This is a genomic window from Streptomyces sp. UF-297, from assembly GCF_058245575.1.
Genome location: NZ_JBSIBZ010000009.1, coordinates 41,124 through 64,079, shown reverse-complemented (window position 1 = coordinate 64,079; position 22,956 = coordinate 41,124). Strand labels below are relative to the sequence as shown.

The window sequence follows — 22,956 nt, the reverse complement described above, 5'->3', positions numbered from 1 at the left end:
GGAGGGATCGTTGGCCCCTGCGTAAACGCCCCCCTCGAAGGCGGTGGCTCATCTGCGGGCCGGTGGGGGCCGGTCGCGCAGTTCCCCGCGCCCCTCCCGCCTCAGTTCGTCAGGACGATCTTGCCGAAGAGTTCGCCGCGGGCCATCCGCTCGAAGCCCTCCCGCGCGCGGTCCAGCGGCAGTGTCGAGTCGATGACGGGGCGCACGCCCGTGGCCGCGCAGAAGCTCAGCAGCTGGGCCAGCTCCTCCTTGGTGCCCATCGTGGAGCCTACGACCTTCAGCTCCAGGAAGAAGATCCGGTTCAGCTCCGTGCGCTCGGGGTTGAAGCCGGTGGTGGCGCCCGAGATGACCAGGGTGCCGCCGGGCTTGAGGGACTTGACCGAGTGCGACCAGGTGGCGGCGCCGACCGTCTCCATGACGGCGTCCACCCGGTGCGGCAGCCGCTCCCCCGTGGCGAACACCGCCTCCGCGCCCAGCTGCCGGGCCCGTTCGCGCTTGGCCGCGTCCCGGCTGGTGGCGAAGACGCGCAGGCCCGCGGCGGCGCCCAGCACGATCGCCGCGGTGGCCACCCCGCCGCCCGCGCCCTGCACCAGCACGCTGTCGCCGGGGCGCACCCCGGCGTTGGTGAACAGCATGCGGTACGCGGTCAGCCACGCCGTCGGCAGACAGGCGGCCTCGGCGAAGGACAGCTCCGCGGGCTTGGGCAGCAGGTTCCACGTCGGTACGGCGACCCGCTCGGCGAACGTCCCCTGGTAGCGCTCGGTGAGGATGGTGCGGGGCTCCTCGGGGCCCACGCCGTGGCCCGTCTGCCCGATGACGGAGTGCACCACGACCTCGTTGCCGTCCTCGTCGACGCCCGCCGCGTCGCAGCCCAGGATCATCGGCAGGACCTTCTCGTCCAGGCCGATCCCGCGCAGCGACCACAGGTCGTGGTGGTTGAGGGAGGCGGCCTTGACGTCGATCACGCTCCAGCCGGGGCGTGCCTCGGGGGCCGGCCGCTCCCCCAGCTCCAGGCCGTCGAGCGGCTGGTCACGGTCGATTCGGGCGGCGTAGGCAGCGAACATGATCGCAGCGTAGGCCGGTGGCGCGGCGCGCGGAACTCCACTGACGTGTGAAACGCGCCGCGCCGCCGGGCGGGTTCAGTCCCTGCGGTACTGGGCCGCGGACCCCTTGGTGGCCGGGTCCTCGTACGACCCGGGTCTGCCGCGGTCCACGTGGAAGGTGGTGAGCGTGGACACCGGCGAGGCGGGGTCGCGCCGGTCCTCGATCACCCGCATGTGGGTGCTCCAGCGCCGCGCGGTGACCTCGTGCACGTCGTAGCCGTAGCGGTTGCCCTCGAAGTACTTCAGGTGGGGGTTGGCGCGGCCCATCAGCGGCCCGTTGGTGGCGTTCCACTGCGCGTCGTAGGCGCCCGAGGTCACCGAGTGGGCGGTGAACTCCGTGCCGATGACGGGCGCGGAGACGTCCTCGAAATCGGGCCGGATGTCGTCCACGAAGGCGGAGTGCCAGTCGCCGGTGAGCACCACCAGGTCCTCGAGGCCGCTGCTGTGGACGTGGCCGAGCACCTCCTTGCGCTCGGCGAGGAAGCCGTCCCACTGGTCGGTGAACATGTACGGGCCGCCGGGCCGGCCGCGCAGCTGGCTGAGCATGATCGAGTTGGCCCAGACGTGCCAGGTGTCGGGGGCGCGCGAAATCCCCTGCCGCAGCCAGGACTTCTGCTCCTGGCCGAGGATGGTCCCGTCGGGCAGGTTCTGCGCCGAGCGGTAGGAGCGCAGGTCCAGCACGGTCAGTTCCAGCAGGCCGCCCCAGGTGCGGCGGCGGTGGATGACCGGGTCGGGCAGCGCCGAGGTGCCCTCGTCGCGGTGCGGCTGGTGCTCGTACCAGGCCTGGTAGGCCGCGGCGCGCCGCCGCATGAAGGACGCCGCACCGCCCGTGCCGCTGTAGTCGTTGACGACCTCGTGGTCGTCCCAGGTCAGGAACCACGGGTGCGCGGCGTGCGCCTCGCGCAGCGAGCGGTCGCCCTTGTAGAGGGCGTAGCGCTTGCGGTAGTCGGCCAGGGTGAGGGTTTCGGGGCCGTTGTGGTCGCGTACGTGGTCGCCGCCGACGGGTCCGTGTTCGTAGATGTAGTCGCCGAGGTGGACGACGAAGTCCAGCTCCTCGCGGGCGATGGCGCGGTGGGCGGCGTAGTAACCGTCGTGGAACGCCTGGCAGTTGGCGGTGGCGAAGCGGGCGGAGGCGACGGTGCCCAGCGGCGCGGTGCGGGTCCGCCCGGTGCGGCTGGTGCGGCCCAGCGCCGTGAACGCGTACCAGTAGTGACGGCCCGCGCCCAGCCCGCCCACCGGTATGTGCACGCTGTGGCCCAGCGTCGCCGAGGCGACGGCCGTGCCGCGGGCCACCACCCGCTTCAGCTCGCGGTCCTCGGCCACCACCCAGCCGACCTCGACGAGTTCGGGCAGCTGCTGCTCCACCGCGAAGGGCTCGGGCGCCAGCCGCGTCCACAGCACGACGCCGTCCGGCACCGGGTCCCCGGAGGCCACGCCCAGGGTGAAGGGCGCCGGGTCGTAGTCGGCGCCCAGCGCCCGGGCCGCCTCCTTGGCCTGGGCCGGGGAGAGCCCGGCGCTCAGCGGCCAGGCCACGTTGACGGCGCCCACGGCCAGCGCGGCCTTCAGTACGTCCCGCCGGTTGAGGCGTATGCCCCCGCTCATGCCACATCTCCCTTATCGGACGGATCGCCCTTGCCCACGACTCCCAGCGCCGGCGCCCCCGCCGTCAGCTCCAGCGAAATCCCGTCCGCGTAGCCGTCGTTGGAGGTGCCGCGCCCGCTGCGGGTGAAGACCAGCAGCAGCCGCGCGCTGCGGGCGCCGGGCGGCACCGCGGCCTGCGCGGTGCGCTCCACCAGCCCCGTACGGCCGCCGCGCTCGGCGGCGGTGACCGGGCCGAGCACCGCCAGCGCCACCGGTGTGCCCCGCCCGTCGCGGAACTCCACCGACAGCCGCGCCCCGTCCTCCTGCCCGGCGAAGCCGCCCAGCCAGGCCCGTACGTGAAAGCGCACCCGGCCCGCGTCCACGGCGCCATGGCCGCTGGGCCCGCCCTCGGGCAGCGCGATGTCCTGGACCAAGGCGGTGCGCCCGGAGGTGCCGCCGGAGAAGAAGCGGCTGCCGCGCGGGGTCGGCCCCGGGTCCGAGGGGGTCGGGTACCCGCCGCCCAGCGCGTAGTCGATCAGCGCGGGGGCGCCCTGCCGGATGCTCCAGCCGACGACCGACTCCACCGGCTTGGCGGTGCCGCCGGGCCCGCTCTCGGCGTCTCCGTTGACCACCAGGTTCATTGGCGCCTCCGTGGGGTGAGGGTGGCGCGATCGCGCCACGCGTCGCGCATCACACCAGCCCCGTGTGAACCCTGGGAAGACGCGAGCGCAACTTTTCCGCCGCACTGCTGAGCCCCCGTCAACCAGGGCCGGGGAGATCACCCCATAGGGGTCCATGACATCCTGTGATGTCACAACTCGCCGGACGGGATCGGCGGACGTCCGGGGGTTACGGGGAAGGTCGATGAGGCTCTGCTTCCTGGTGGAAGAGCACTACCGCCACGACGGCATGCCGATGGAGGTGGTCCGTCAACTGACCGCCTGGGGGCACCGGGTGGACGTGCTGCGGCCCGGCGGTTCGCTGCTGCACATGACCGAGGCGGTACGGGCGGGCACCCATGACGCCTGGGTGCTCAAGACGGTCTCCGGCGGCCCCGGCCTGACCGTGCTGGAGGCCGCGGCCGCGGCCGGGATGACGACGGTCAACGACGCCCGCTCGATACGGGGCGTACGGGACAAGGCGCTGGCCGCGGCGATCGGCCGCAGCCGCGGGCTGCCGGTGCCGCCGACCTACGCGGCGGCGCGGCCCGAGCTGCTGGCCCGGATACCGGAGTCGGAGTACCCGCTGGTGGTCAAGCCCGCCGACGGCAGCTCCGGGCGGGCGGTGCATCTGCTCTCCTCGCCGGACCGGCTCGCCGCGATGGTCCCCGAACTGGCCGGTCAGGGCCTGCTCATCGCCCAGCCCTACGTGCCCAACTCGGGCATCGACCTGAAGGTCTACAGCGTCGGCGGCGAACTGCACGCCACCGAGCGCCGCTCGCCGCTGCACCCCGACCACCCGGTGCGCGAGCGCCGGGTGCCGCTGCCGGCCGAGGTGGCCTCGATCGTGGCCCAGGTCGGCGCGGTGCACGGCCTGGATCTGTACGGCGTGGACGTGCTGCTGGGCCCGGACGGCCCGGTGGTCGTCGATGTGAACGACTTCCCGAGCTTCCGCCAGGTCCCCGACGCGGCGGCGCGGGTGGCCCGGGCCGTACTGGGGCTGGCCCGTACCGGCTGGGCCTCGGGCGCCGCCGAACGGCACGACGCGGTCGGCGGCTCCTCCCCCGCCGCCCGCCCCCACCCCCTGCCGGCCCCGGAGCCGGTGCAGGTCCCCGCGGTGGCGGGTGAGAGCGCATGAGGATCGGCCTGATCACCGCCGACCCCGGCCATCAGCTGCTGGCCGACACCGCCGCGCTGCTCGCTCCCGCGCACCGGGTGGAGACGGTGGACCCGGCAGCGCGGATCTCCGGCCCGCCCGCCGACGTCTATCTGCTCAAGGCCCGTACGCCCCGGGCCCTGTCCCTCGCCCGCGGCCTGGAGCGCCGCGGCGCCCCGGTGGTGAACTCGGCGGCGGCCACCGAGCTGCTCCAGGACCGTACGGCGATGGCCGCACTGGCCCGGCAGGACGGCCTCCCCTTCGCGGCCACCCGCACCGTCGCCACGCTCGCCGAGCTGGCGTCCGGCCCGCCGCCGACCGGGCCCGTGGTGGTCAAGAGCCGCCACAGCAGGCGGCACGACGTTCTCGCGCGCGTCGAGGGCGGCGCGGCGCTGCGCGCCCTGGCCGCGGCCCATCCGCAGGAGCCGGTCGTGGTCCAGGAGTTCGCGCCGAACAGCGGCTGGGACCACAAACTGTGGGCGGTGGGCGACCGCCTCTTCGCGGCCGTGCGCCGCTCGGAGCTCTCCCCCGGCGGGAAGGGCCCGGCCGTGCCGCTCGCCCTGGCCGAGTTGCCGCCCGGCTGGGAGGCGCTGGTACGCCGGGTCGGCGAGCTGTTCGCGCTGGACGTCTACGGCGTGGACCTCCTCGACACGGGCGAGGGCACCCCCCTGATCGTGGACATCAACGCCTTCCCCGGCATCCGGGGCCAGGCAGGCGCCCCCGAGGCCCTGGCGGCACTGGCCCTGCGCCGGGCCTCCGTGGCCGCCCGCTGACGTCCGCACGCCACGGCCCGTACGCGCCCACGGCAACGGAAGGGGCCCGCACCCCAGCAGGATGCGGGCCCGGCCGTGCGGCGGTGCCGTCAGCGGCGCGCCACGCCCTCCGCACGGGCGGCGGCGGCCACGGCGGCGGTGACCGCCGGGGCGACCCGCTCGTCGAAGGGCGAGGGGATGACGCACTCGGCGCTCAGCTCGTCCGAGACGACCGCGGCCAGCGCCTCGGCGGCGGCCAGCTTCATGCCCTCGGTGATACGCGAGGCACGGACCTGGAGCGCGCCGGCGAAGATGCCGGGGAAGGCGAGGACGTTGTTGATCTGGTTCGGGTAGTCGCTGCGCCCGGTGGCGACGACGGCGGCGTACTTGTGCGCGACGTCGGGGTGGATCTCCGGGGTCGGGTTGGCCATCGCGAAGATCAGCGAGTTCTTCGCCATCTTGGAGACCGCCGCCTCGGGCACCGTGCCGCCGGACACCCCGATGAACACGTCCGCGCCGTCCAGCGCGGACTCCAGCGAGCCGGTCAGCCCCGCCTTGTTGGTGAAGCCGGCCACCTCGCGCTTGACGTCGGTGAGGTCACCGCGGTCCTGCGAGACCACACCCTTGCGGTCGCACACCGCGACATCGCCGATGCCGGCCTCGATGAGGATCTTGGCGATGGCCACACCGGCCGCGCCCGCTCCGGAGATGACCGCGCGCAGGTCGCCGAGCGCGCGCTCGGTGAGCCGGGCGGCGTTGCGCAGCGCGGCCAGGGTGACCACGGCCGTGCCGTGCTGGTCGTCGTGGAAGACCGGGATGTCCAGGCGCTCCTGGAGCTTGCGCTCGATCTCGAAGCAGCGGGGCGCGGAGATGTCCTCCAGGTTGACCCCGCCGAAGGAGGGCGCGAGCCGGACGACGGTCTCCACGATCTCGTCGGCGTCGGTGGTGGCGAGCGCGATGGGCACCGCGTCCACGCCGCCGAACTGCTTGAACAAAATGGCCTTGCCCTCCATCACGGGGAGGGAGGCCTCCGGGCCGATGTCGCCCAGGCCCAGCACCGCGGTGCCGTCCGTGACCACGGCGACGACCTGCGACTTCCAGGTGTAGTCGTGGACGAGTTCGGGCTGCTCCGCGATCGCGCTGCAGACCTTGGCGACGCCCGGTGTGTACGCGAGGGACAGGTCGTCCTTGTCCCGCACGGGAACGGTTGCCTGGACGGCCATCTTGCCGCCCCGGTGCAGCGCGAAGGCCGGGTCGAAGAAGTCCTGCTCCGCGCTGTCTCCGTCCGCGCCCGTGGTGCTGTCGCTGCGAGGATTGACGATCTCCGCTGCCACTTGTCTGACCCCTTTATTTGGCATTCGCACATCAGTTGAGGGTGGCCACCCCCTGGTCGGGGGTGGGCGGGCACCGCGTCCGCGCCCTGCGTGGCAAGTGATGGCCGCGCGGGGGGAGGTACGGACGCCGGGCGCGCCGCACACGCGCCCTGAGCCCCGGATGAGGGGTGTAACGAACCTTTCTACCGGACGGGCGCGGGCCCCGACGAGTCGGATTCGTTACCCCCCGGTTCAAGGCTTGGACAATATCGGTGATATGCACGAAAACACAGATCAACAACCCCTGCTGTCCGCATAGCGAGACCGAAGTGCGCGCTCAGTGGTCACTCCGGGGCCGTATCCGGCCGCGACGGTTCCGGATCCCTTGCCGCGCAAGGGATTCAGCCACGCGCACCCGTCCGTTATCCGATTTTGACCTGCGAGGCAGTCCGGATACCGGAGTCCGGATGGCAAGATTCCGTCACCAAACGAGGTCGCGACGCCCGAAGGTGTGTGCCCGGCCCCTGCACGTCGGCTTCTTCCCACACCCGCAGGAGGATCAGCATGACCGCAAGCACCACTCGCCGCACGGCCACCGGCAGGCATGGCAAAGCCGTGGCCGCGGCGGCCGCGGTCGCCGCCTCCCTGGTGCTGCTCAGCGCCTGCGGCGACCAGACGGACGCCGCCATCGCCAAGCGGGAGGCCCAGAAGAACCGGAACACCGACGCCCCGCTGTTCAAGCTGCTCCCCAAGGACATCCAGGACAAGGCGATGATCCAGGTCGGCTCGGACATCACGTACAAGCCGGTGGAGTTCCGTACCAACGGCCGTGTCGTGGGCATCGATCCGGATCTGGCCGAGGCCATGGGCAAGGAGCTGGGCGTCAAGCTCAACTTCAACAACGCCACCTTCGACACCCTCATGGGCGGGCTGAAGTCCAAGCGCTACGACATCGCGATGTCGGCGATGACGGACACCAAGGACCGCCAGGAGGGCGTCGACTCCTCCACCGGCAAGAAGATCGGCCAGGGCGTCGACTTCATCGACTACCTCAACGTCGGTGTCTCCATCTACACCCAGAAGGGCAAGACCAAGGGCATCGACGGCTGGGACGCGCTGTGCGGCAAGAAGGTCGCCGTGCAGCGCGGCACCGTCTCGCACGACCTCGCCAAGACCCAGTCGGACAAGTGCGCCAAGGACGGCGGGCAGGCCATCTCCATCGAGGCGTTCGACAACGACTCCGAGGCGCAGACCCGGCTGCGTACGGCCGGTGTGGACGCGGTCTCCAGCGACTACCCGGTCGCGGCGTACGCGGTGCAGGCCTCCGGCGGCGGCAACGACTTCGAGATGGTCGGCGGTGCCCCGGTCAAGGCGGCCCCGTACGGCATCGCGGTGCCCAAGGACAAGGCGCAGCTGCGGGACGCGCTCAAGGCCGCCATGGAGCGGGCCATCAAGAGCGGCGCGTACGCCGAGGTCCTCAAGAAGTGGAACGTCTCGGACGCCGCGGTCAAGGACGTGCGGATCAACGGCGGTTCCTGACCGCACGCCGCCCCGGCCAGCCCTTCCCGCCCCACGCTGAACGTTGAAAGGCCACAACCGTGTCAGTTGACGTCGACAAGGTGGCCCAGCCGCCCCAGGACGCTCCCCCGCCCATGCCCGAGCCCATCAAGGCCATCCCCGTGCGCCACTACGGCCGCTGGGTGGCGGCCCTGGTGGTCCTCGCGCTGCTCGCCCTGCTCGTACGGGCCTTCGCCTCCGGCAAGGTCAACTGGGGCGCCGTTCCCGACTACTTGTTCAACCCCGACATCCTCAAGGGGCTGCGCAACACCCTGCTGATCACGCTGCTGTCGATGGTGATCGGCATCGTGCTCGGCGTGATCCTGGCGGTGATGCGCCAGTCCAAGAACCCGGTGACCTCGACGGTGGCGTGGTTCTACGTGTGGTTCTTCCGCGGCACCCCGGTCTACGTCCAGCTCTTCCTCTGGTTCAACCTCGGCCTGGTCTTCCAGTACATCGACATCATGCCGATCTACAAGGACGAGTGGTCGGACTTCATGACCCCGTTCCTGTGCGCCCTGCTGGGCCTCGGCCTGAACGAGGCCGCGTACATGGCGGAGATCTGCCGGGCCGGGCTGAACGCGGTGGACGAGGGCCAGACCGAGGCCGCGCACGCGCTGGGCATGAGCCACGGCAAGACGCTGCGCCGGATCATCGTGCCGCAGGCGATGCGGGTGATCGTGCCGCCGACGGGGAACGAGGTCATCAACATGCTCAAGACCTCCTCGCTGGTCATCGCCGTCCAGTACTACGACCTGTTGCAGTCCGCGCAGAACGTGGGACGCGACTCCGGCGTCGTGGTGGAGATGCTGATCCTGGCCGCCATCTGGTACCTCGTCGCCACGACCGTGCTCAGCATCGGCCAGTACTACCTGGAGCGGTACTACGCCCGCGGCTCCAGCCGCGCCCTGCCGCCCACCCCCTTCCAGCGGGCCAAGGCCAGGCTGTCCGGGGGCTTCAACCGCGCCGGAGGTGCCGCATGACCACCGCCAAGTCCACCGCCTCGCCCACCCGTGCGTCCGTTGCGGGGGGTGCGGTCCCCATGGTGCGGGCCGAAGCGGTCCACAAGTCCTTCGGTGCCGCCCACATCCTCAAGGGCATCGACCTCGAAGTGGCCCCCAAGGAGGTCTTCTGCCTGATCGGCCCGTCCGGCTCGGGCAAGTCCACCTTCCTGCGCTGCATCAATCACCTGGAGAAGATCAACGCGGGGCGGCTGTCGGTCGACGGCGAACTGGTCGGCTACCGCGAGCACCACGGCAAGCTGTACGAGCTGCGCGACCGCGAGGTGGCCGCCCGCCGCCGCGACATCGGCATGGTCTTCCAGCGCTTCAACCTCTTCCCGCACATGACGGCGCTGGAGAACGTCATGGAGGCGCCGGTGCAGGTCAAGGGCGAGTCCAAGGCCTCGGCCCGCGAGCGCGCCGGGGCGCTGCTGGACCGGGTGGGCCTGAAGGACAAGGCCGGCAACTACCCCTCGCAGCTCTCCGGCGGCCAGCAGCAGCGGGTGGCCATCGCCCGCGCGCTGGCCATGGAGCCCAAGCTGATGCTCTTCGACGAGCCGACCTCGGCGCTCGACCCGGAGCTGGTGGGCGACGTGCTGGACGTGATGCGGGACCTGGCCGCCGACGGCATGACGATGATCGTGGTCACCCACGAGATGGGCTTCGCCCGCGAGGTCGGCGACGCGCTGGTCTTCATGGACGACGGCGTGGTCGTGGAGTCGGGCCACCCGCGCGACGTGCTGGGCAACCCCCAGCACGAGCGGACCAAGTCCTTCCTGTCCAAGGTGCTGTGAGGATCGGCGGTACGGGCCCGCCCGGGCCCGTACCGCCGCGGCCGCCCTGCTACTTCAGGGCCAGCACCAGCGCGTCGGACGGGGAGCGCCACACCGCCCGCGCCTCGGCGAAGCCCGCCTCGCGCAGCACCCGGGAGTGCCACTCCACCGGCGGGGTGTCGCCGTCGGCGTGCTCGCCGTAGATCACGAAGCGCTCGGCGGTCGGCCCGGCCAGCAGCGGGTCGGCGGCGGCCAGCTCCCACCACTGCGCCCAGTCCAGCGCGCCGTCCCGCTTGGCGCGGTCCATCCGCGCGTGCCGGAAGGCGCGGTCGGCGGCGTTGATGCGCTCGGTGCCCTCGTCCGGCATGTGGTCGGCGTTCATGAAGACCCCGCCGTCCCGCACCAGTTCGGCGACCTGCCCGTACAGCTGCGTCAGCGGACCGCTGTGCAGCCAGTGCAGGGCGGTGGCGGTCAAAACGGCGTCATAGGAGTCGTGCGGCAGCTTGCGCGTCCACTGCGGGTCCTTCAGGTCGGCGCGTACGAACGAGGCCCGCGGCTGGTTCGCGAAGTACCCTTCGGCGATGGCCAGCAGCGCGGGGTCCAGGTCCACGCCCACGCTGGTGGCCCTGGGGAATCTCTTGAGGAGCCGGTCGGAGATGCTGCCCGTGCCGCACGCCAGGTCCAGCACCCGGGGCTCGGGGCCCACGGTGGCCTCGACCATGTCGAGCATGACCCGGAACCGCTCCTCGCGGTCGGGCATGTACCACTCCTGCTGGCGGTCCCAACTGCCCTGCCAGGCCTGCCAGTCCGCGCCGGACACGGTCTCGGTCATCGCTCCGCCTCCACCCTGTAATACTCTCTATACGAGAATGCCCATTACCCCTTCGCTCAGCACGATAGACCGCCGTCGTAAGGACTACAAGTGGAACTGGCCTATTACTCGGACTATGCCGTGCGGTTGGTCAACAGCGAGCAGCCCGAGCGCGGCGGCGACACCCTGACCTCCGTCGAGGCGGTGCGCGAACTCTTCGGCGACAGCCAGATGGCCCGGCGGGCCGCGGACTCCGACGTGACCCGGCTGCGGGCCGTGCGCTCCCGGCTGCGCGCCGTCTTCGAGGCGGCCGACACCGGCGACGAGGTCCTGGCGGTGGACCTGCTCAACGCCCTGCTGATGGAGTTCCCCGTCAGCCCGCAGATCTCCGGGCACGAGTACCGCGACGAGGACGGCCGCCCCAAGTGGCACCTGCACATCGCCGACCACGCGGCCAACGCCACCGCCGGCTACACCGCCACCGCCTGCATGGGCCTGGCCGTGCACCTGACGGTGCTGGGCATCGACCGCCTGGGCATCTGCGAGGCAGCGCCCTGCCGCAACGCCTACCTGGACACCTCGACCAACCGGTCGCGGCGCTACTGCTCCGACCGCTGCGCCACCCGCGCCAACGTCGCGGCCTACCGCGCCCGCAAGCGCCGGGAGAGCGGCCGTCCAAGCGCCCCCGAACGCACCGGGCGTACGGGCCTGACGGCCGAGGCCACCCAGGACAGCACCCCGCCCAGCGAGCGCTGAATCTGCCGCGGCGGGCGGACCCGTACCCAGGCCCTGGCGACCACCAACTCGTCCGGCACGGTGCCGAACTCACGGCTGTCGTTCTCCACGAAGGGGTTGTCGCCCAGCACCCACCAGCCGCCCTCGCGCCGCTCCACGGCCCGCTTGACGATCAGCAGGTCCTGCCGGAAGGGGTGCCTGAGCACCACCACGTCCCCCGGCCGCACCGCCGCGCCGTACTGGACCACGAGCTGGTCACCCGGCTCCAGGGTCGGCACCATCGACGGGTTGTAGACCTCGGCGAGCCCGAACGCCCTCAGCAGTCCCTTGCGGTCGCCCTCCCGCTCCTCCTGCTCCGGCTCCCCGCGCTCGTACACCTGCTCCGGCATTCAGCACCTCCCGGCCCGTACCCGGCCGATCCCCAACTTCCGGCCTCCCCGTCCCATACTCCCTCAGTCCCAGCTTGGCACCGGACTTTTGCCCTAAGACCTCCGGGGCACCCGCGAAAAGGCTTCCCGTACCGAGTAATCTCGCACCTGAGAAGACGATCACGAGGAAGGACCGACCATGCTTTCCCGCCTGTTCGCCCCCAAGGTGAAGGTCAGCGCACACTGCGACCTGCCCTGCGGCGTGTACGACCCGGCCCAGGCCCGCATCGAGGCCGAGTCGGTCAAGGCCGTGCAGGAGAAGTACCAGGCCAACGAGGACGCGGACTTCCGCACCCGCGCCGTCCTGATCAAGGAGCAGCGCGCGGAGCTGGCCAAGCACCACGTCTCGGTGCTGTGGAGCGACTACTTCAAGCCCCCGCACTTCGAGAAGTACCCGGAGCTGCACCAGCTGGTCAACGACACCCTCAAGGCGCTCAGCGCCGCCAAGGGTTCCAACGACCCGGCCACCGGCCAGAAGGCGCTGGACTACATCGCCCAGATCGACAAGATCTTCTGGGAGACGAAGAAGGCCTGATCGCGTCGGTGCGCCGCACCGTACGCAACGAGGGGCCCGGCCGCGGCGACGGCCGGGCCCCTTGCCGTGCGCGGCGGGCAGTGCCGGGCCCGGCGCTTTTGGGCTAGGCGGGGGTTAGCGACGGCGGGCGGGTGGGACCTATTGCGCGCCCGGCCCGCGACCGCGCGGGCCCCGAACCGAAGGCGCAGCCATGGCCATTCCCGTCGAGCAGCTCTCCCACCCCGCCGTACGCAACCTGATCACCGCGATCAACGCCAACGACCGGCAGGCCTTCGCCGCCGCGCTCACCTCCGGCGCCACGATGTCCGACGACGGCTCGGACCGGGACCTCCAGCAGTGGGCCGACAGGGAGATCTTCTCCTCCAACGGCCACATGGACATCGAGTCCGAGTCCGACGACGGCCTCTCGCTGGTGGCCGACTACCGCAACGACACCTGGGGCGCGATGCGCACCCGCTGGCAGTTCACCGTCGACGGCGACCGGGTGAGCCGCTTCGAGACGGGCCAGGCCTGACCGCTCCGCTGCGGACGTGGTCATGAAACCGCAGGCCGGCAGGGGCCGGTCGCGCGGTTCCCCGCGCCCCTTCCGGGGCACGCAAGCACTGGGGCCGCTGATCCCCTCGGGGGGGGAGCGCGGGGTGCCTTATAGGGTCGTGGCGAGCCCTGCCGCATCACCCTGGAGCGTTCCCCCATGTCCGCCGACACCGTATTGATCCTGCAGCACGTCGAGGTCGAGAAGCCCGGACTGATCCTGGACGCGCTGCGTGACTGCGGTGCGCGGGTCGAGATCCGCAATCTGCTCGACGAGCCCGGGGCCGCGGCCGACGGCCTGCCGTCCGCCGCCTCGCTGGCGGGGCTGGTGGTGATGGGCGGCCCCATGAACGCCGACGACACGGCCGCGTACCCGGCGCTGCGGCTGGAGCGGGACCTGCTGGCCGACGCGGTGCGCGAGCAGGTCCCCACCCTCGGCATCTGCCTGGGGGCCCAACTCCTGGCCCGCGCCCTGGAGATGGAGGTACGGCCGGGCGCCGCGTGCGCCGGCGGCCCGGAGATCTGCTGGGCGCCGCTGGAGGACGTGGACCGCACGGACCCGGTGCTGGGGCCGCTGGCCGAGGCGCCCGCCGTGCTCCACTGGCACGGCGACCGCATCGTGCCGACGCCCGACGCCCGCGCGCTGGCGAGCACCGGGACCACGCCCTGCCAGGCCTTCCGCGGGGGTCCGGCCGCCTGGGGGCTCCAGTTCCACCTGGAGGTCACCCCCGAGCTGCAGGACGACTGGCTGGCCGAGCCGTCCTTCGCCGCCGAGGCCCGCGCGGCGCTCGGCCCCGACGCGCTGTCCCGCCTGCGCGCCGATGCCCGCGCCGCCGCCCCGGCCCTGCGCCCGCTGGCCGAGCGCAGCCTGTCCGCCTTCCGCGACCTGGTCACGGCCCGTACGTCCACCGCGGCCGCGGCGCACTGACCGGGCCGTACGCAGGCGAACGGCCCGCGCGCCGACTCGGCCCGCACCGACTCCGAACAGCCCGCGCGCCCACCGGCCGCGTACCGGCCCCGAACAGCCCGCGCGCCCACCGGCCGCGCACCGGCCCCGAACGGCCGCGCGCCGTCCGTCCCGTACGCGCTCCGGGCCGCCCCTCCGCTCCGCTCACTCCAACCGGCTTGCCCTGCCCAGCAGATAGCGCTTCTCCGGGAGGCTGAGGGTGGCCTCGGCGGCCAGCCGGTAGGCGGCGTCGGCGGCTCGGTGGTCGCCGCCCATCTCCAGGAGATGGGCGCGGACGGCCGCCAGGCGGTGGTGCCCGGCGAGGCGCCCGTCCGACTCCACCGCGCGCAGCATCTGCAGGCCGGTCTGCGGGCCGTGCACCATGGCTGCGGCGACGGCGTGGTTGAGGGCCACCATGGGGCCGGGGGCCAGGCGGGCCAGCACGCCGTACAGCGCCAGGATCTGCGGCCAGTCGGTCTCCTCGGCGCTCGCCGCCTCGCCGTGCACCGCCGCGATGGCGGCCTGGAGCTGGTACGGGCCCACCGGGCCGCCGGAGCGCAGCGCCCCGGTCACACGGGCCACGCCCTCCTCGATGGCCGCCCTGTCCCAGCGCCCCCGGTCCTGTTCGGTCAGCGGGACCAGTTCACCGTCCGCTCCCGTGCGCGCTTCCCGGCGGGCGTCGGTGAGCAGCATCAGGGCCAGCAGGCCCGCCACTTCGCCGTCCTCGGGCAGCAGCCGGGCCACCTGGCGGGTCAGCCGGATCGCCTCGGCGCACAGATCCGCGCGGCGCAGGCTGCTGCCGGAGGTCGCCGTATGGCCCTCGGTGAAGATCAGGTACAGCACCTTCAGGACGGCCGCCAGGCGCGCGGCGCGCTCCTCGCCCACCGGCTGCTCGAAGCGGAAGTGGCCGCCCGCCGCCCTGACCCGCTGCTTGGCGCGGGAGATGCGCTGGGCCATGGTCGCCTCGGGCACCAGGTGGGCACGGGCGATCTCGGCGGTGGTCAGGCCGCCGACGGCGCGCAGGGTCAGCGCCACCTGGGCGGGCGGCGTCAGCGCGGGGTGGCAGCACAGGAACAGCAGGGTCAGGGTGTCGTCCTCGGCGGGCGTGCGGCTCTCACCGGGCGGCGGCGCCCAGAAGGAGTCCCGCGGCGCCAGCGCGGCGGCCGTCTCCTCCCGGCGGCGGCGCGCCTCCTCGCTGCGCAGCAGGTCCGTCAGACGGCGCGCGGCGACCTTGATCAGCCAGCCGCGGGGGTTGTCGGGGCGGCCCTGGCGCGGCCATTGCCCGGCCGCCGCGAGCAGCGCTTCCTGTACGGCGTCCTCGGCCAGGCCGAAGTTCCCGTACCGCCGCACCAGCGCGCCCAGGACCTGCGGCGCCAGCTGCCGCAGGTCCTCGGGTTCGCCCCGGCTCACGTCCGGTCCCCCCTCACCGGTGCGCGCGGTTCAGCACTCCACGCCGCTCGGCGCCTCGCCGATGGGCCGTACGACGACGGGGTACTCGGGCACGCCCGCCGGGACGGGGCACTCAAGGACCCGGCCCGCGATCTCGGTGACCCGCTCCAAGCTCGCGCAGTCCAGGATCCAGTACCCGGCCAGGACCTCCTTGGCCTCTCCGTAGGGGCCGTCGGTGACCTGGGGCGTGCCGTCGGGGCCCCGGGTGACGAGCTTGGTCTGTGCGGGCTCGGACAGGCCCTGCGCGTCGACCAGCTCACCGGACTCGGCGAGATCGTTGTTGATCGACTCCATGTGGTCGAACATCGCCTTGATGTCCTTCTGCGTCCACACCGGGCCGCCCTCGGGGCGCTCGCCGCTCATCGCGTCGTAGTCGGCCTGGCTGCTGAGAATCATCACCATGTACTTCATCGCTCTCATCTCCCACTCGGGGTTCCGGCGCCCGCGTGAGCGCCTCTCGCATGAGACGTCGGAGGGGGCGGCCGCTTCTCGACAGGCGCGAGGAAACTTTCTTCGGCAATCCCGCCCAAGGCCGTGCGCCCTTTCAGCATGCCGCAGCGGCGCCGCGCGGGCACGGTGTTCAGGTGGCGATCGGCAGCGGGCTGTCGTGGCGGATGAGCCACTCCCGGTAGGCGGCGCTGGCCCAGGCCACCTCCATGTAGGAGGCCTGGAGGTCGGCGAAGAGGGCATCGGTCAGAGCGGGCTCGCCCGTGCCGGGCCGGTGGGCCATGAACAGCCGTACCGCCAGCGGGTCGCCGAGCAGCGGCCGGATCACCATGCCGTGGCGCGGCCGGGAGGTGGGCTGGCAGGGCGTGATCACCTCGCCCGCCGCGACCAGGTCGGCCGCGGTGAGGTAGTCGCCGTGCAGCACACGGGGGTTGAGACCGGCCGCGACGAAGATCCGGCGCAGCCCGGCCCACTCGCCGTCCACGGAAGGGTCGACCATCCACTGGTCGCCCGCCAGGTCCTCCAGGGCGACCACCGGGTGCGCCGCGGCGGGATGGGTGGCCGGCACGGCGACGAACTGCGGCTCCCTGGCGATCAGTTCGCGCTCGGCCAGGCCCACCGGCATCCGCAGCGGCGCCCCCTCCACCTCGTGGACGAAGACCACGTCCAGCTGCCCCATGGCCAAAAGCTGCAGCAGCGCGTTGGCGGAGACGTCGATCCGTATGGTCGTGTCGGTCTCCGGCAGCCGGGCCCGCAGCCTGCGCAGCCAGCCGGCGACCGCGCGGCTGCTGGTGCTGCCGACCCGCAGCCGGGCGCCCTGGGCGGGCAGCGACACCGAGGCGATCTCGTCGACCAGCGCCCGCATCTCGGCCACGATGGGCCGGGCCCGGCACAGCACCGTGTGCCCCAGCGGGGTGGGCCTGCTGCCCGTGCGCTCGCGGAAGAACAGCGCTCCCCCCAGGGCGTTCTCGATGCGGCGGAGCTGGGTCGTCAGGGACGGCTGGGTCATGCCCAGCTGGCGTGCGGCCTTGCGTACGCTGCCGGTGTCGGCGATGGCGCACAGTGCGCGAAGATGCCTCACCTCTAGCTCCACGACCGGAGCATAACGACGTTCGCGCACGTCACACCAGACTCCCAAAGCGCGCGAACTCCCCCTTTCACGGCGGACTCCCACCGCCAAACGCCACGGGGATACGACCGTCGAACGGGTATTGCACGGTCCTATCGCCCTGCTGGCATCTCCGTACGCCCCATGGACTGCCTCCAGACTCTGCGGCACCAAGAGTTCATCCGCAGGGCCCCGGCCGCCGCCCCACACGGCGACCGTACGGCCCCACGGACGAGAAGGAGCCCCCACATGAGATCTCCCAAGACGGCGCTGTCGGCTGCGCTGGGTCTGGGCCTCGCCGCTTCTCTGGCCGCCGCGGTCCCGGCCGCTGCCTCCCCCGCCTCCACTGCTTCCTCCCAGGCCTCCCGCGTCACAGCCGCTGCCTACGTGGGCTCGGCCGCCGAGAAAGCCGACACCAAGGCCTTCTTCCAGGCCGTACTGAAGTCGGCGCTGGCCAAGCAGAAGGCCGACCCGGGCGCGCAAGCGGTCACCGTCACCTACAACCCCTCCGGCGCGCCGACCTTCCAGAGCCAGATATCCCAGAGCGCCCAGATCTGGAACAGCGCCGTCTCCAACGTCAAGCTCCAGGCGGGCGGCGCGGGTTCGGACTTCTCCTACCGCGAGGGCAACGACCCGCGCGGCAGTTACGCCAGCACCGACGGCCACGGCCGCGGCTACATCTTCCTGGACTACCAGCAGAACCAGCAGTACGACTCCACCCGCGTCACGACCCACGAGACGGGCCACGTGCTGGGCCTGCCCGACCACTACGAGGGCCCGTGCAGCGAGCTGATGTCCGGCGGCGGCCCCGGCCCGTCCTGCACGAACTCCCAGCCGGACGCCAATGAGCGCGCCCGGGTGAACCAGCTGTGGGCCAACGGTCTGGCCCGCACCCGCTAAAACGCGCCGCAGTCCGAGGACCGCAGCAGTCGGCGAACGAAGCGGTGGGGTGCCCAGGGGCTCCCCACCGCTTTCGCCTGCGCGCTCTCAGTGTGTCAACGCCCGGCTCCACGCCTCCATTTCGGGCGGCTCGTCGGGCCGGCGCAGCCGTCCGGCGGGCGTCCAGCCCCACGCCTGGCACGCGGAGCGGGCCGGGATGTTCTCCGGCTCGACGAAGGTGACCACCAGCTCGGCGCTGCTGCGGGTCAGCAGCGCCTCCTGGAGGCGGGTGGCGACCCGGCCGCGCCGGTGCGCGGGCAGCACCATCAGCTCGCCGACGACGAACACCCGCCCGGAGGCGGTCAGTTCCTCCAGCTCGCGCGGCATCGCGCCGAGAAACCCCTGCCACCACCGGCCGTCGCGCTCGGCGGGGAAGCCGTAGCAGCAGCCGACCAGCGCGGGTGCGCAGGCCACGACCATGTCGAAGCCGGGGCGCTGGACGTGTTCGGCCAGCCGGCGCAGAAAGGCGTCGCGCCCGCGGAACTCCCTTCCCGTGCCGCCGCGTCCGGCCGCGGCGCCGTCCGCCCGGTACGCCTCGGCGTACAGATCCGCCAGTTCCTCGCGCTGCGCCTCGGCCTGCCATCTGGTCAGCCGCCGCAGGAACACCTCTGCCATACGGTCCTCCCCCGAGGTCCAGGTCACTACTGGATGCGCTCCTTGATCAGGGCACCGTCGATCTCGCCGTCGATGACCTGTCGGGCCAGGTCCGACAGCCGCAGGTGGTGGCTGCGCGCGTAGCGCCGGAAGGCGTCGAACGCCGCGTCCATCGAGACCTGCCAGCGTTCGGCGAGGACACCCTTGGCCTGCTCGATGACGATACGGGACGTCAGCGCGTTCTCCAGCTGCATCTTCTCGACATGTCCGCGCTCGATGCTGCGCTGCTGAAGGATCGTCACCGTCGCCATGTCGGCCAGCGCCTGGGCGAGCGCCACGGCGTCGGGTCCGAGCCGGGAGACCGAGGTGGTGAAGAGGTTCATCGCGCCGATGACCTCGCTGCGCAGCCGTAGCGGTACGACGTGCGTGGTGACGAAGCCGGCTTCCCTGGCGCGTACGGCGAAGCGCGGCCACTGCGCGGCCACGGCCCGCACGCTCAGGTCGATGTCGGTCCTGGAGCGGCCGCTGCGGTAGCAGTCCACGCACGGCCCCTGTGCGTTCTGCAGCGCGAACAGCTCCAGCAGCCGGGTGTTCTCGTCGGATGCCGCGATCGTCTGCAACTCGCCGCGCGCGTCGGCCAGCAGGATGCCGACGGCGGACACATCCAGGAGCTCGACACAACGGGCGGAGAGCCGCTGCAGGAATTCGATGGCGTCGAAGTCCTCGATCAATCCGCCTGCCACCTCGACGAACACCTCCGCAAGACGCTGTTCCCGGGCCATGCCGATCATCCCTCTCCGCCTTCGGCCACATGTGGCCCAGGCCCATGGTCGTCCCATCGCGGGCGCCTGGCTACCACGCGGCGGGCGACGGCCCGGCGCAACACCCGGGACATACCGGCCCATTGGGCTGCGTACGCCGGGCTCGGCCCGTGGGGGCGGTGCCCGCCCGCTCAGTCCGCCACACGGCCCCGTCGCGCCTCGCGCACGCTGGCATACCGGGGGAAGCGCTCCACCAGCCGTGTCACCCGCATCAGCACCGCCACACTGCGGCGGGTGTGCACCACGCGCACCCAGCCGCCCTGCTGGCCGGCCCAGGTCTGGGCCGCGCACAGCTCGCGCAGGCCGGCGCAGTCGATGAAGGTCACCCCGGTCAGATCGACGATCAGCCGGGGCGGGGCACCCGCCGGCCCCTTCCAGTCCCGCAGCTCCGCGTGGAAGCCGGGAGCCGACGCGAGGTCCAATTCGCCTTTCGGGCACACCACTTGGACGCGATCACAAACCCGCCGCAGATGGGTTCCCATGCGCCGCCCCTCCTCGATCCGATGGCCTGAGCCGGTGAGCCGATCGTGCAGCCGGGGTCCGGGGCGCTGTACGGGCAGAGTACGGCCATCAGGGCAGATCGCACCCCCGAAGAAAGGATCCGTCCACAAGCCGGACGCCCCGCATTACCCGTACGGGTGGCTCATCGAACACCTGCCCCCACGACACGCTCAGCCCCACAGCACCCGCGCCAGTGCGGCGCCCGCGTACACCGCCCCCAGGCCCGCCGCCACACTCCCCGCGACATTGGCCGCGGCCCGCCCCCGCGCCCCGCCCTGGGTCAGCCGCAGCGTCTCGTAGGAGAAGGTGGAGTACGTCGACAGCGCCCCGCACAGGCCCGTACCCAGCAGGAGTTGGAGAGGGGAGGAGGCCGCGCCGGCCGCCACCGCGCCGGTGAGCGCGCCGAGCACCAGACAGCCCACGGCGTTGACCGTGAAGGTGCCCCACGGGAAGGCCGTGCCGTAGCGGGCCTGCGCCGCGCGGTCGGTCAGATAGCGCAGCGGCGCCCCCACCATCGCGCCGGCCACCACCAGCAGCCAGTTCACCGCGCACCCCGCTCCCGGCGGGCCGCGAACGCCCGCCGGGTGAGCGCGAAGGCGCACCACACCCCGGCGAGCGCACAGGCGGCGGTGGCCGCCAAGTAGCCCGCCGCCAGAGCCGGTTGGCCGCCTTCCAGCAGCTGCCGGATGTCCAGGGCGTACGCGGAGAAGGTGGTGAAGCCGCCCAGCACGCCGGTACCGAGGAAGGGCCGCAGCAGCCGGTGCGGCGCGGGCCGGGCGGTGATCAGCGCCATCAGGACGCCCATCAGCGCGCAGCCGGCGGCGTTGACGGCGAGGGTCGTGGCGGGAAAGGAGCCGGCGGCGGTCGGCCACAGCAGCGTGACGCCGTAGCGGGCGGCGGCGCCGAGCCCGCCGCCGAGCGACACCGCGGCGACCACGGGCCACTGGCCGGGCGGTGGCGCCGCTTGCCGTGCGGCCTGCGGCGGCGCCGTCGCACCGGTCCGCGGGGCTCCCCTGGGCATGCGTCTCCTCCTCGCAAGGCAACGGCGGGCCCCACCGCCGCTCGGCGCCGAAGAAGATCACCGATCGCTTCAGGCTAACCCCGGGCATTTGACACCACCAAACATGGGATGTTCCCATCACCGGTGGAATCACAAGGGAGGACGGTGCCCATGCCGCTGCGCAACACCACCCGCACCAATCTGGTCGAGCTGGTCATCGAGCAGATGGAGAGCCTGATCGCCGACGGCGAGTGGCAGGTCGGCACGAAGATCCCGGCCGAGCCGGTGCTCGTGGAGAAGCTGGCCGTGGGCCGCAACACCGTCCGCGAGGCCGTGCGCGCGCTGGTGCACACCGGCATGCTGGAGCCGCGCCAGGGCGACGGCACCTATGTGCGCGCCAGCAGCGGCTTCGGCGCCGCCGTACAGCGCAGGCTGCGCCGCTCCGACGACCTGGAGGCCTTCGAGGTGCGCGCCTGCCTGGAGCGCGACACCGCCCGCTTCGCCGCCCTGCGCCGCACCGACGAGGACCTCGCCGCGCTGCGCTGCGCACTGGCCGAGCGCGAGCGCGCCTGGAAGAGCGGCGACGAGTCCGCCTTCATCGACGCCGACATGGACTTCCACCGCGCGGTGGCGGCCGCGGCCCACAACAGCGTGCTGGCCGACCTGTACGAGCACCTCAGCGACGCGCTGCGGGCCACCCTCCAGTCCGTCATCGGCGCACCGGTCCCCGACTCCGTACGCAACCAGTACGACGCGCACGCCGCCATCGTCGACGCCATCGAGGCCCGCGACCCGCAGGGCGCCGAGCGGGCCGCGCTGGCCCACCTCACCGAGGGCATGGAGGCCCTGCGCGAGCCCGACGGCGAGGAGTGGGCCGCGGCGCGCGAGACCACAGGAGCAACACATGACTGACGCCTCGGCCGCCACGGCGGACACCGGGACCGCCGTGCCAACCGCCCCCGCCCACCGGCCGGACCCCAAGGACCTCCCGCTGGGGCCCACCGGCCGCCGCGCCCTGTACCTGGCCGTCGGCGTCGTCCTGCTCGCCCTGAACCTGCGCCCCGCGCTGGTCGCGGTCTCCCCGCTGGCCGACACCATCCGCGTGGACAGCGGCATGTCGGCGGCGGCCACCAGCCTGCTGACCGCGCTGCCGCTGCTCTGCTTCGGCCTGCTGGCGCCCATCGCGCCGCGCCTGGGCCGCCGCCTGGGCATGGAGCGCTCGCTGCTGGCCACCATGGCGCTGATCTGCGCCGGTACGGCCCTGCGCCTGGTGGACTCGGTCGTCGCGCTGTTCGCCGGCACGGTCGTCATCGGCGCGGGCATAGCCGTGGCCAATGTGCTGCTGCCCGGCCTGATCAAGCGCGACTTCCCCGCCAGGGCCGGGCTGATGACCGGCCTGTACTCGATGTCGCTGTTCGGCGGCGCGGCGCTGGCCGCGGGCGTCACCGTACCCGTCAAGGACGCGACGGGCCTGAGCTGGCAGGCCACGCTGGCCTGCTGGGGCGCGCTCGCCCTGGTCGCGCTGGTGGTGTGGCTGCCGCAGACGCTCTCCCGTACGCGGGTCTCGGCCGAGGCCGCGCGGCAGGCGGCGCACCCCGTGCGCGGGCTGTGGCGCTCCCCGCTGGCCTGGCAGGTCACCGGCTACATGGGCCTGCAGTCCCTGAGCTACTACGCTGCCGCCGCCTGGCTGCCGACCATGCTCAAGGACGCCGGGCTGGGCGCGGGCGACGCGGGCTGGATGCTCTCCTTCTCCTCGCTGCTGGGCATCGCCGGGTCCTTCCTGGCCCCCGTGATCGTGGGGCGGCGGCTGCGCCCCGGCGTGCTCTCCGCGGTGGGCGCCGCGCTGTGCGCGCTGGGCTTCGCGGGGATGCTGATCGCCCCGGCGGCGGGCGCGTACCTGTGGATGGTGCTGCTGGGCCTGGGCCAGGGCGCGGCGATCAGCCTCGCGCTGCTGTTCATCGTCCAGCGGGCGCCGGACGCGCGGCACACCGCGCAGCTGTCCAGCATGGCCCAGTGCTTCGGCTACATCCTGGCCGCGACCGGCCCCGCCGTCCTGGGCGCCATCCACGACGCCTCGCACAACTGGACGGTGCCGCTGATCGTGCTGCTGGTGCTGCTGGTGCCGCAGGTGGTCCTGGGCTTCGGCGCGGCGCGCGAGAAGCACGTACAGGTCTGACCCGTACACCAGCGCCTGACCCACCCGGAATCCGGCGATA

26 protein-coding genes are annotated in these 22,956 nt (G+C 72.6%); 12 read left to right on the top strand and 14 right to left on the bottom strand.

Going from position 1 to position 22,956, the window contains the following annotated elements; translation table 11 throughout:
• Window positions 1-101: 101 nt before the first annotated feature.
• The 3 genes from AC4IJH_RS08045 to AC4IJH_RS08035 all read right to left on the bottom strand — a co-directional run bounded on the left by AC4IJH_RS08045 (window position 102) and on the right by AC4IJH_RS08035 (window position 3,325).
• Window positions 102-1,064: a zinc-binding dehydrogenase gene (locus AC4IJH_RS08045; RefSeq protein WP_490850855.1), complete on the bottom strand. Its 963-nt coding sequence runs from the start codon at window positions 1,062-1,064 to the stop codon at window positions 102-104.
• Window positions 1,065-1,139: 75 nt separating this feature from the next.
• Window positions 1,140-2,705 (bottom strand): alkaline phosphatase D family protein, encoded by a 1,566-nt coding sequence (locus AC4IJH_RS08040; protein ID WP_490850854.1) that lies wholly within the window; start codon window positions 2,703-2,705, stop codon window positions 1,140-1,142.
• Window positions 2,702-3,325 carry a phosphoesterase gene (locus tag AC4IJH_RS08035; protein WP_490850853.1) on the bottom strand — a complete coding sequence of 208 codons (624 nt, stop codon included), beginning with the start codon at window positions 3,323-3,325 and terminating at the stop codon, window positions 2,702-2,704. The genes AC4IJH_RS08040 and AC4IJH_RS08035 overlap by 4 nt, the downstream gene beginning before the upstream one ends.
• 223 nt (window positions 3,326-3,548) lie before the next feature.
• Here AC4IJH_RS08035 and AC4IJH_RS08030 point away from each other — a divergent pair, with 223 nt between their 5' ends.
• Entirely contained in the window at window positions 3,549-4,481 is a 933-nt protein-coding gene (locus tag AC4IJH_RS08030) for an ATP-grasp domain-containing protein (protein WP_490850852.1), read from the top strand.
• Window positions 4,478-5,272: an ATP-grasp domain-containing protein gene (locus AC4IJH_RS08025; protein ID WP_490850851.1), complete on the top strand. Its 795-nt coding sequence runs from the start codon at window positions 4,478-4,480 to the stop codon at window positions 5,270-5,272. The genes AC4IJH_RS08030 and AC4IJH_RS08025 overlap by 4 nt, the downstream gene beginning before the upstream one ends.
• A gap of 89 nt (window positions 5,273-5,361) precedes the next feature.
• On the opposite strand, the gene AC4IJH_RS08020 is transcribed toward AC4IJH_RS08025, so the two are convergent.
• A complete protein-coding gene (locus tag AC4IJH_RS08020; protein ID WP_490850850.1) occupies window positions 5,362-6,585 on the bottom strand; it encodes an NAD(P)-dependent malic enzyme in 1,224 nt (407 codons plus the stop codon).
• A gap of 543 nt (window positions 6,586-7,128) precedes the next feature.
• On the opposite strand from AC4IJH_RS08020, the gene AC4IJH_RS08015 reads away from it, so the two are divergent.
• The 3 genes from AC4IJH_RS08015 to AC4IJH_RS08005 are packed head-to-tail and all read left to right on the top strand — an operon-like array spanning window position 7,129 to window position 9,916.
• Window positions 7,129-8,103, top strand: coding sequence for an ABC transporter substrate-binding protein (locus AC4IJH_RS08015; protein WP_490850849.1), 975 nt, complete (start codon window positions 7,129-7,131; stop codon window positions 8,101-8,103).
• Between the two features lie 59 nt (window positions 8,104-8,162).
• Window positions 8,163-9,104, top strand: a complete 942-nt coding sequence (locus AC4IJH_RS08010; RefSeq protein ID WP_490850848.1) for an amino acid ABC transporter permease — start codon at window positions 8,163-8,165, stop codon at window positions 9,102-9,104.
• A gap of 59 nt (window positions 9,105-9,163) precedes the next feature.
• Window positions 9,164-9,916, top strand: a complete 753-nt coding sequence (locus AC4IJH_RS08005; protein ID WP_490850931.1) for an amino acid ABC transporter ATP-binding protein — start codon at window positions 9,164-9,166, stop codon at window positions 9,914-9,916.
• A 49-nt stretch (window positions 9,917-9,965) separates the two neighbouring features.
• On the opposite strand, the gene AC4IJH_RS08000 is transcribed toward AC4IJH_RS08005, so the two are convergent.
• Window positions 9,966-10,727: a class I SAM-dependent methyltransferase gene (locus AC4IJH_RS08000; RefSeq protein WP_490850847.1), complete on the bottom strand. Its 762-nt coding sequence runs from the start codon at window positions 10,725-10,727 to the stop codon at window positions 9,966-9,968.
• 90 nt (window positions 10,728-10,817) lie between these two features.
• On the opposite strand from AC4IJH_RS08000, the gene AC4IJH_RS07995 reads away from it, so the two are divergent.
• Window positions 10,818-11,462, top strand: coding sequence for a CGNR zinc finger domain-containing protein (locus AC4IJH_RS07995; RefSeq protein WP_490850846.1), 645 nt, complete (start codon window positions 10,818-10,820; stop codon window positions 11,460-11,462).
• On the opposite strand, the gene sodX is transcribed toward AC4IJH_RS07995, so the two are convergent.
• Window positions 11,348-11,830 carry a nickel-type superoxide dismutase maturation protease gene (gene sodX / locus AC4IJH_RS07990; RefSeq protein ID WP_490850845.1) on the bottom strand — a complete coding sequence of 161 codons (483 nt, stop codon included), beginning with the start codon at window positions 11,828-11,830 and terminating at the stop codon, window positions 11,348-11,350. The genes AC4IJH_RS07995 and sodX overlap by 115 nt on opposite strands.
• Before the next feature lie 178 nt (window positions 11,831-12,008).
• Here sodX and sodN point away from each other — a divergent pair, with 178 nt between their 5' ends.
• The 3 genes from sodN (at window position 12,009) to AC4IJH_RS07975 (ending at window position 13,863) form a co-directional block, all read left to right on the top strand.
• Window positions 12,009-12,404 carry a superoxide dismutase, Ni gene (gene sodN / locus AC4IJH_RS07985; protein ID WP_030085982.1) on the top strand — a complete coding sequence of 132 codons (396 nt, stop codon included), beginning with the start codon at window positions 12,009-12,011 and terminating at the stop codon, window positions 12,402-12,404.
• Between the two features lie 190 nt (window positions 12,405-12,594).
• A complete protein-coding gene (locus AC4IJH_RS07980; RefSeq protein WP_490850844.1) occupies window positions 12,595-12,918 on the top strand; it encodes a nuclear transport factor 2 family protein in 324 nt (107 codons plus the stop codon).
• 177 nt (window positions 12,919-13,095) lie between these two features.
• Window positions 13,096-13,863, top strand: a complete 768-nt coding sequence (locus AC4IJH_RS07975) for a type 1 glutamine amidotransferase (protein ID WP_490850843.1) — start codon at window positions 13,096-13,098, stop codon at window positions 13,861-13,863.
• A gap of 183 nt (window positions 13,864-14,046) precedes the next feature.
• Here AC4IJH_RS07975 and AC4IJH_RS07970 read toward each other — a convergent pair whose 3' ends face one another.
• The 3 genes from AC4IJH_RS07970 to AC4IJH_RS07960 form a co-directional block, all read right to left on the bottom strand.
• Window positions 14,047-15,291 (bottom strand): RNA polymerase sigma factor, encoded by a 1,245-nt coding sequence (locus AC4IJH_RS07970; protein WP_490850842.1) that lies wholly within the window; start codon window positions 15,289-15,291, stop codon window positions 14,047-14,049.
• A gap of 30 nt (window positions 15,292-15,321) precedes the next feature.
• Window positions 15,322-15,741, bottom strand: coding sequence for a YciI family protein (locus AC4IJH_RS07965; protein ID WP_490850841.1), 420 nt, complete (start codon window positions 15,739-15,741; stop codon window positions 15,322-15,324).
• A gap of 169 nt (window positions 15,742-15,910) precedes the next feature.
• The gene (locus tag AC4IJH_RS07960; RefSeq protein WP_490850840.1) at window positions 15,911-16,870 is read right to left on the bottom strand and encodes a LysR family transcriptional regulator; all 960 of its coding nucleotides are present in this window, start codon (window positions 16,868-16,870) and stop codon (window positions 15,911-15,913) included.
• 264 nt (window positions 16,871-17,134) lie between these two features.
• On the opposite strand from AC4IJH_RS07960, the gene snpA reads away from it, so the two are divergent.
• On the top strand, window positions 17,135-17,785 hold the full coding sequence (gene snpA, locus AC4IJH_RS07955; RefSeq protein ID WP_490850839.1) for a snapalysin: 651 nt from the start codon (window positions 17,135-17,137) through the stop codon (window positions 17,783-17,785).
• A gap of 87 nt (window positions 17,786-17,872) precedes the next feature.
• On the opposite strand, the gene AC4IJH_RS07950 is transcribed toward snpA, so the two are convergent.
• The 5 genes from AC4IJH_RS07950 to crcB (AC4IJH_RS07930) form a co-directional block, all read right to left on the bottom strand.
• Window positions 17,873-18,439 carry an N-acetyltransferase gene (locus AC4IJH_RS07950; RefSeq protein ID WP_490850838.1) on the bottom strand — a complete coding sequence of 189 codons (567 nt, stop codon included), beginning with the start codon at window positions 18,437-18,439 and terminating at the stop codon, window positions 17,873-17,875.
• A gap of 26 nt (window positions 18,440-18,465) precedes the next feature.
• The gene (locus AC4IJH_RS07945) at window positions 18,466-19,200 is read right to left on the bottom strand and encodes a GAF and ANTAR domain-containing protein (RefSeq protein WP_490850837.1); all 735 of its coding nucleotides are present in this window, start codon (window positions 19,198-19,200) and stop codon (window positions 18,466-18,468) included.
• A 170-nt stretch (window positions 19,201-19,370) separates the two neighbouring features.
• A complete protein-coding gene (locus AC4IJH_RS07940) occupies window positions 19,371-19,721 on the bottom strand; it encodes an STAS domain-containing protein (protein WP_490850836.1) in 351 nt (116 codons plus the stop codon).
• A gap of 189 nt (window positions 19,722-19,910) precedes the next feature.
• Window positions 19,911-20,285 (bottom strand): fluoride efflux transporter CrcB, encoded by a 375-nt coding sequence (gene crcB, locus AC4IJH_RS07935; protein WP_490850835.1) that lies wholly within the window; start codon window positions 20,283-20,285, stop codon window positions 19,911-19,913.
• The gene (gene crcB, locus AC4IJH_RS07930) at window positions 20,282-20,761 is read right to left on the bottom strand and encodes a fluoride efflux transporter CrcB (RefSeq protein ID WP_490850834.1); all 480 of its coding nucleotides are present in this window, start codon (window positions 20,759-20,761) and stop codon (window positions 20,282-20,284) included. The genes crcB (AC4IJH_RS07935) and crcB (AC4IJH_RS07930) overlap by 4 nt, the downstream gene beginning before the upstream one ends.
• 150 nt (window positions 20,762-20,911) lie before the next feature.
• On the opposite strand from crcB (AC4IJH_RS07930), the gene AC4IJH_RS07925 reads away from it, so the two are divergent.
• On the top strand, window positions 20,912-21,652 hold the full coding sequence (locus AC4IJH_RS07925; protein WP_490850833.1) for a FadR/GntR family transcriptional regulator: 741 nt from the start codon (window positions 20,912-20,914) through the stop codon (window positions 21,650-21,652).
• On the top strand, window positions 21,645-22,916 hold the full coding sequence (locus AC4IJH_RS07920; RefSeq protein ID WP_490850832.1) for a CynX/NimT family MFS transporter: 1,272 nt from the start codon (window positions 21,645-21,647) through the stop codon (window positions 22,914-22,916). Before AC4IJH_RS07925 ends, AC4IJH_RS07920 begins: the two co-directional genes overlap by 8 nt.
• Window positions 22,917-22,956 lie beyond the last annotated feature (40 nt).

Coding starts and splice junctions, on each gene's coding strand:
- AC4IJH_RS08035 (WP_490850853.1), bottom strand. CDS start 3,325: ATGAACCTGGTGGTCAACGGAGACGCCGAGAGCGGGCCCGGCGGCACC.
- crcB (WP_490850834.1), bottom strand. CDS start 20,761: ATGCCCAGGGGAGCCCCGCGGACCGGTGCGACGGCGCCGCCGCAGGCC.
- AC4IJH_RS07940 (WP_490850836.1), bottom strand. CDS start 19,721: ATGGGAACCCATCTGCGGCGGGTTTGTGATCGCGTCCAAGTGGTGTGC.
- AC4IJH_RS08030 (WP_490850852.1), top strand. CDS start 3,549: ATGAGGCTCTGCTTCCTGGTGGAAGAGCACTACCGCCACGACGGCATG.
- AC4IJH_RS08015 (WP_490850849.1), top strand. CDS start 7,129: ATGACCGCAAGCACCACTCGCCGCACGGCCACCGGCAGGCATGGCAAA.
- AC4IJH_RS07945 (WP_490850837.1), bottom strand. CDS start 19,200: ATGGCCCGGGAACAGCGTCTTGCGGAGGTGTTCGTCGAGGTGGCAGGC.
- snpA (WP_490850839.1), top strand. CDS start 17,135: ATGAGATCTCCCAAGACGGCGCTGTCGGCTGCGCTGGGTCTGGGCCTC.
- AC4IJH_RS08000 (WP_490850847.1), bottom strand. CDS start 10,727: ATGACCGAGACCGTGTCCGGCGCGGACTGGCAGGCCTGGCAGGGCAGT.
- AC4IJH_RS08025 (WP_490850851.1), top strand. CDS start 4,478: ATGAGGATCGGCCTGATCACCGCCGACCCCGGCCATCAGCTGCTGGCC.
- sodN (WP_030085982.1), top strand. CDS start 12,009: ATGCTTTCCCGCCTGTTCGCCCCCAAGGTGAAGGTCAGCGCACACTGC.
- AC4IJH_RS07980 (WP_490850844.1), top strand. CDS start 12,595: ATGGCCATTCCCGTCGAGCAGCTCTCCCACCCCGCCGTACGCAACCTG.
- AC4IJH_RS08045 (WP_490850855.1), bottom strand. CDS start 1,064: ATGTTCGCTGCCTACGCCGCCCGAATCGACCGTGACCAGCCGCTCGAC.
- AC4IJH_RS07975 (WP_490850843.1), top strand. CDS start 13,096: ATGTCCGCCGACACCGTATTGATCCTGCAGCACGTCGAGGTCGAGAAG.
- AC4IJH_RS07925 (WP_490850833.1), top strand. CDS start 20,912: ATGCCGCTGCGCAACACCACCCGCACCAATCTGGTCGAGCTGGTCATC.
- AC4IJH_RS08005 (WP_490850931.1), top strand. CDS start 9,164: ATGGTGCGGGCCGAAGCGGTCCACAAGTCCTTCGGTGCCGCCCACATC.
- AC4IJH_RS07965 (WP_490850841.1), bottom strand. CDS start 15,741: ATGAAGTACATGGTGATGATTCTCAGCAGCCAGGCCGACTACGACGCG.
- sodX (WP_490850845.1), bottom strand. CDS start 11,830: ATGCCGGAGCAGGTGTACGAGCGCGGGGAGCCGGAGCAGGAGGAGCGG.
- AC4IJH_RS07920 (WP_490850832.1), top strand. CDS start 21,645: ATGACTGACGCCTCGGCCGCCACGGCGGACACCGGGACCGCCGTGCCA.
- AC4IJH_RS08040 (WP_490850854.1), bottom strand. CDS start 2,705: ATGAGCGGGGGCATACGCCTCAACCGGCGGGACGTACTGAAGGCCGCG.
- AC4IJH_RS07950 (WP_490850838.1), bottom strand. CDS start 18,439: ATGGCAGAGGTGTTCCTGCGGCGGCTGACCAGATGGCAGGCCGAGGCG.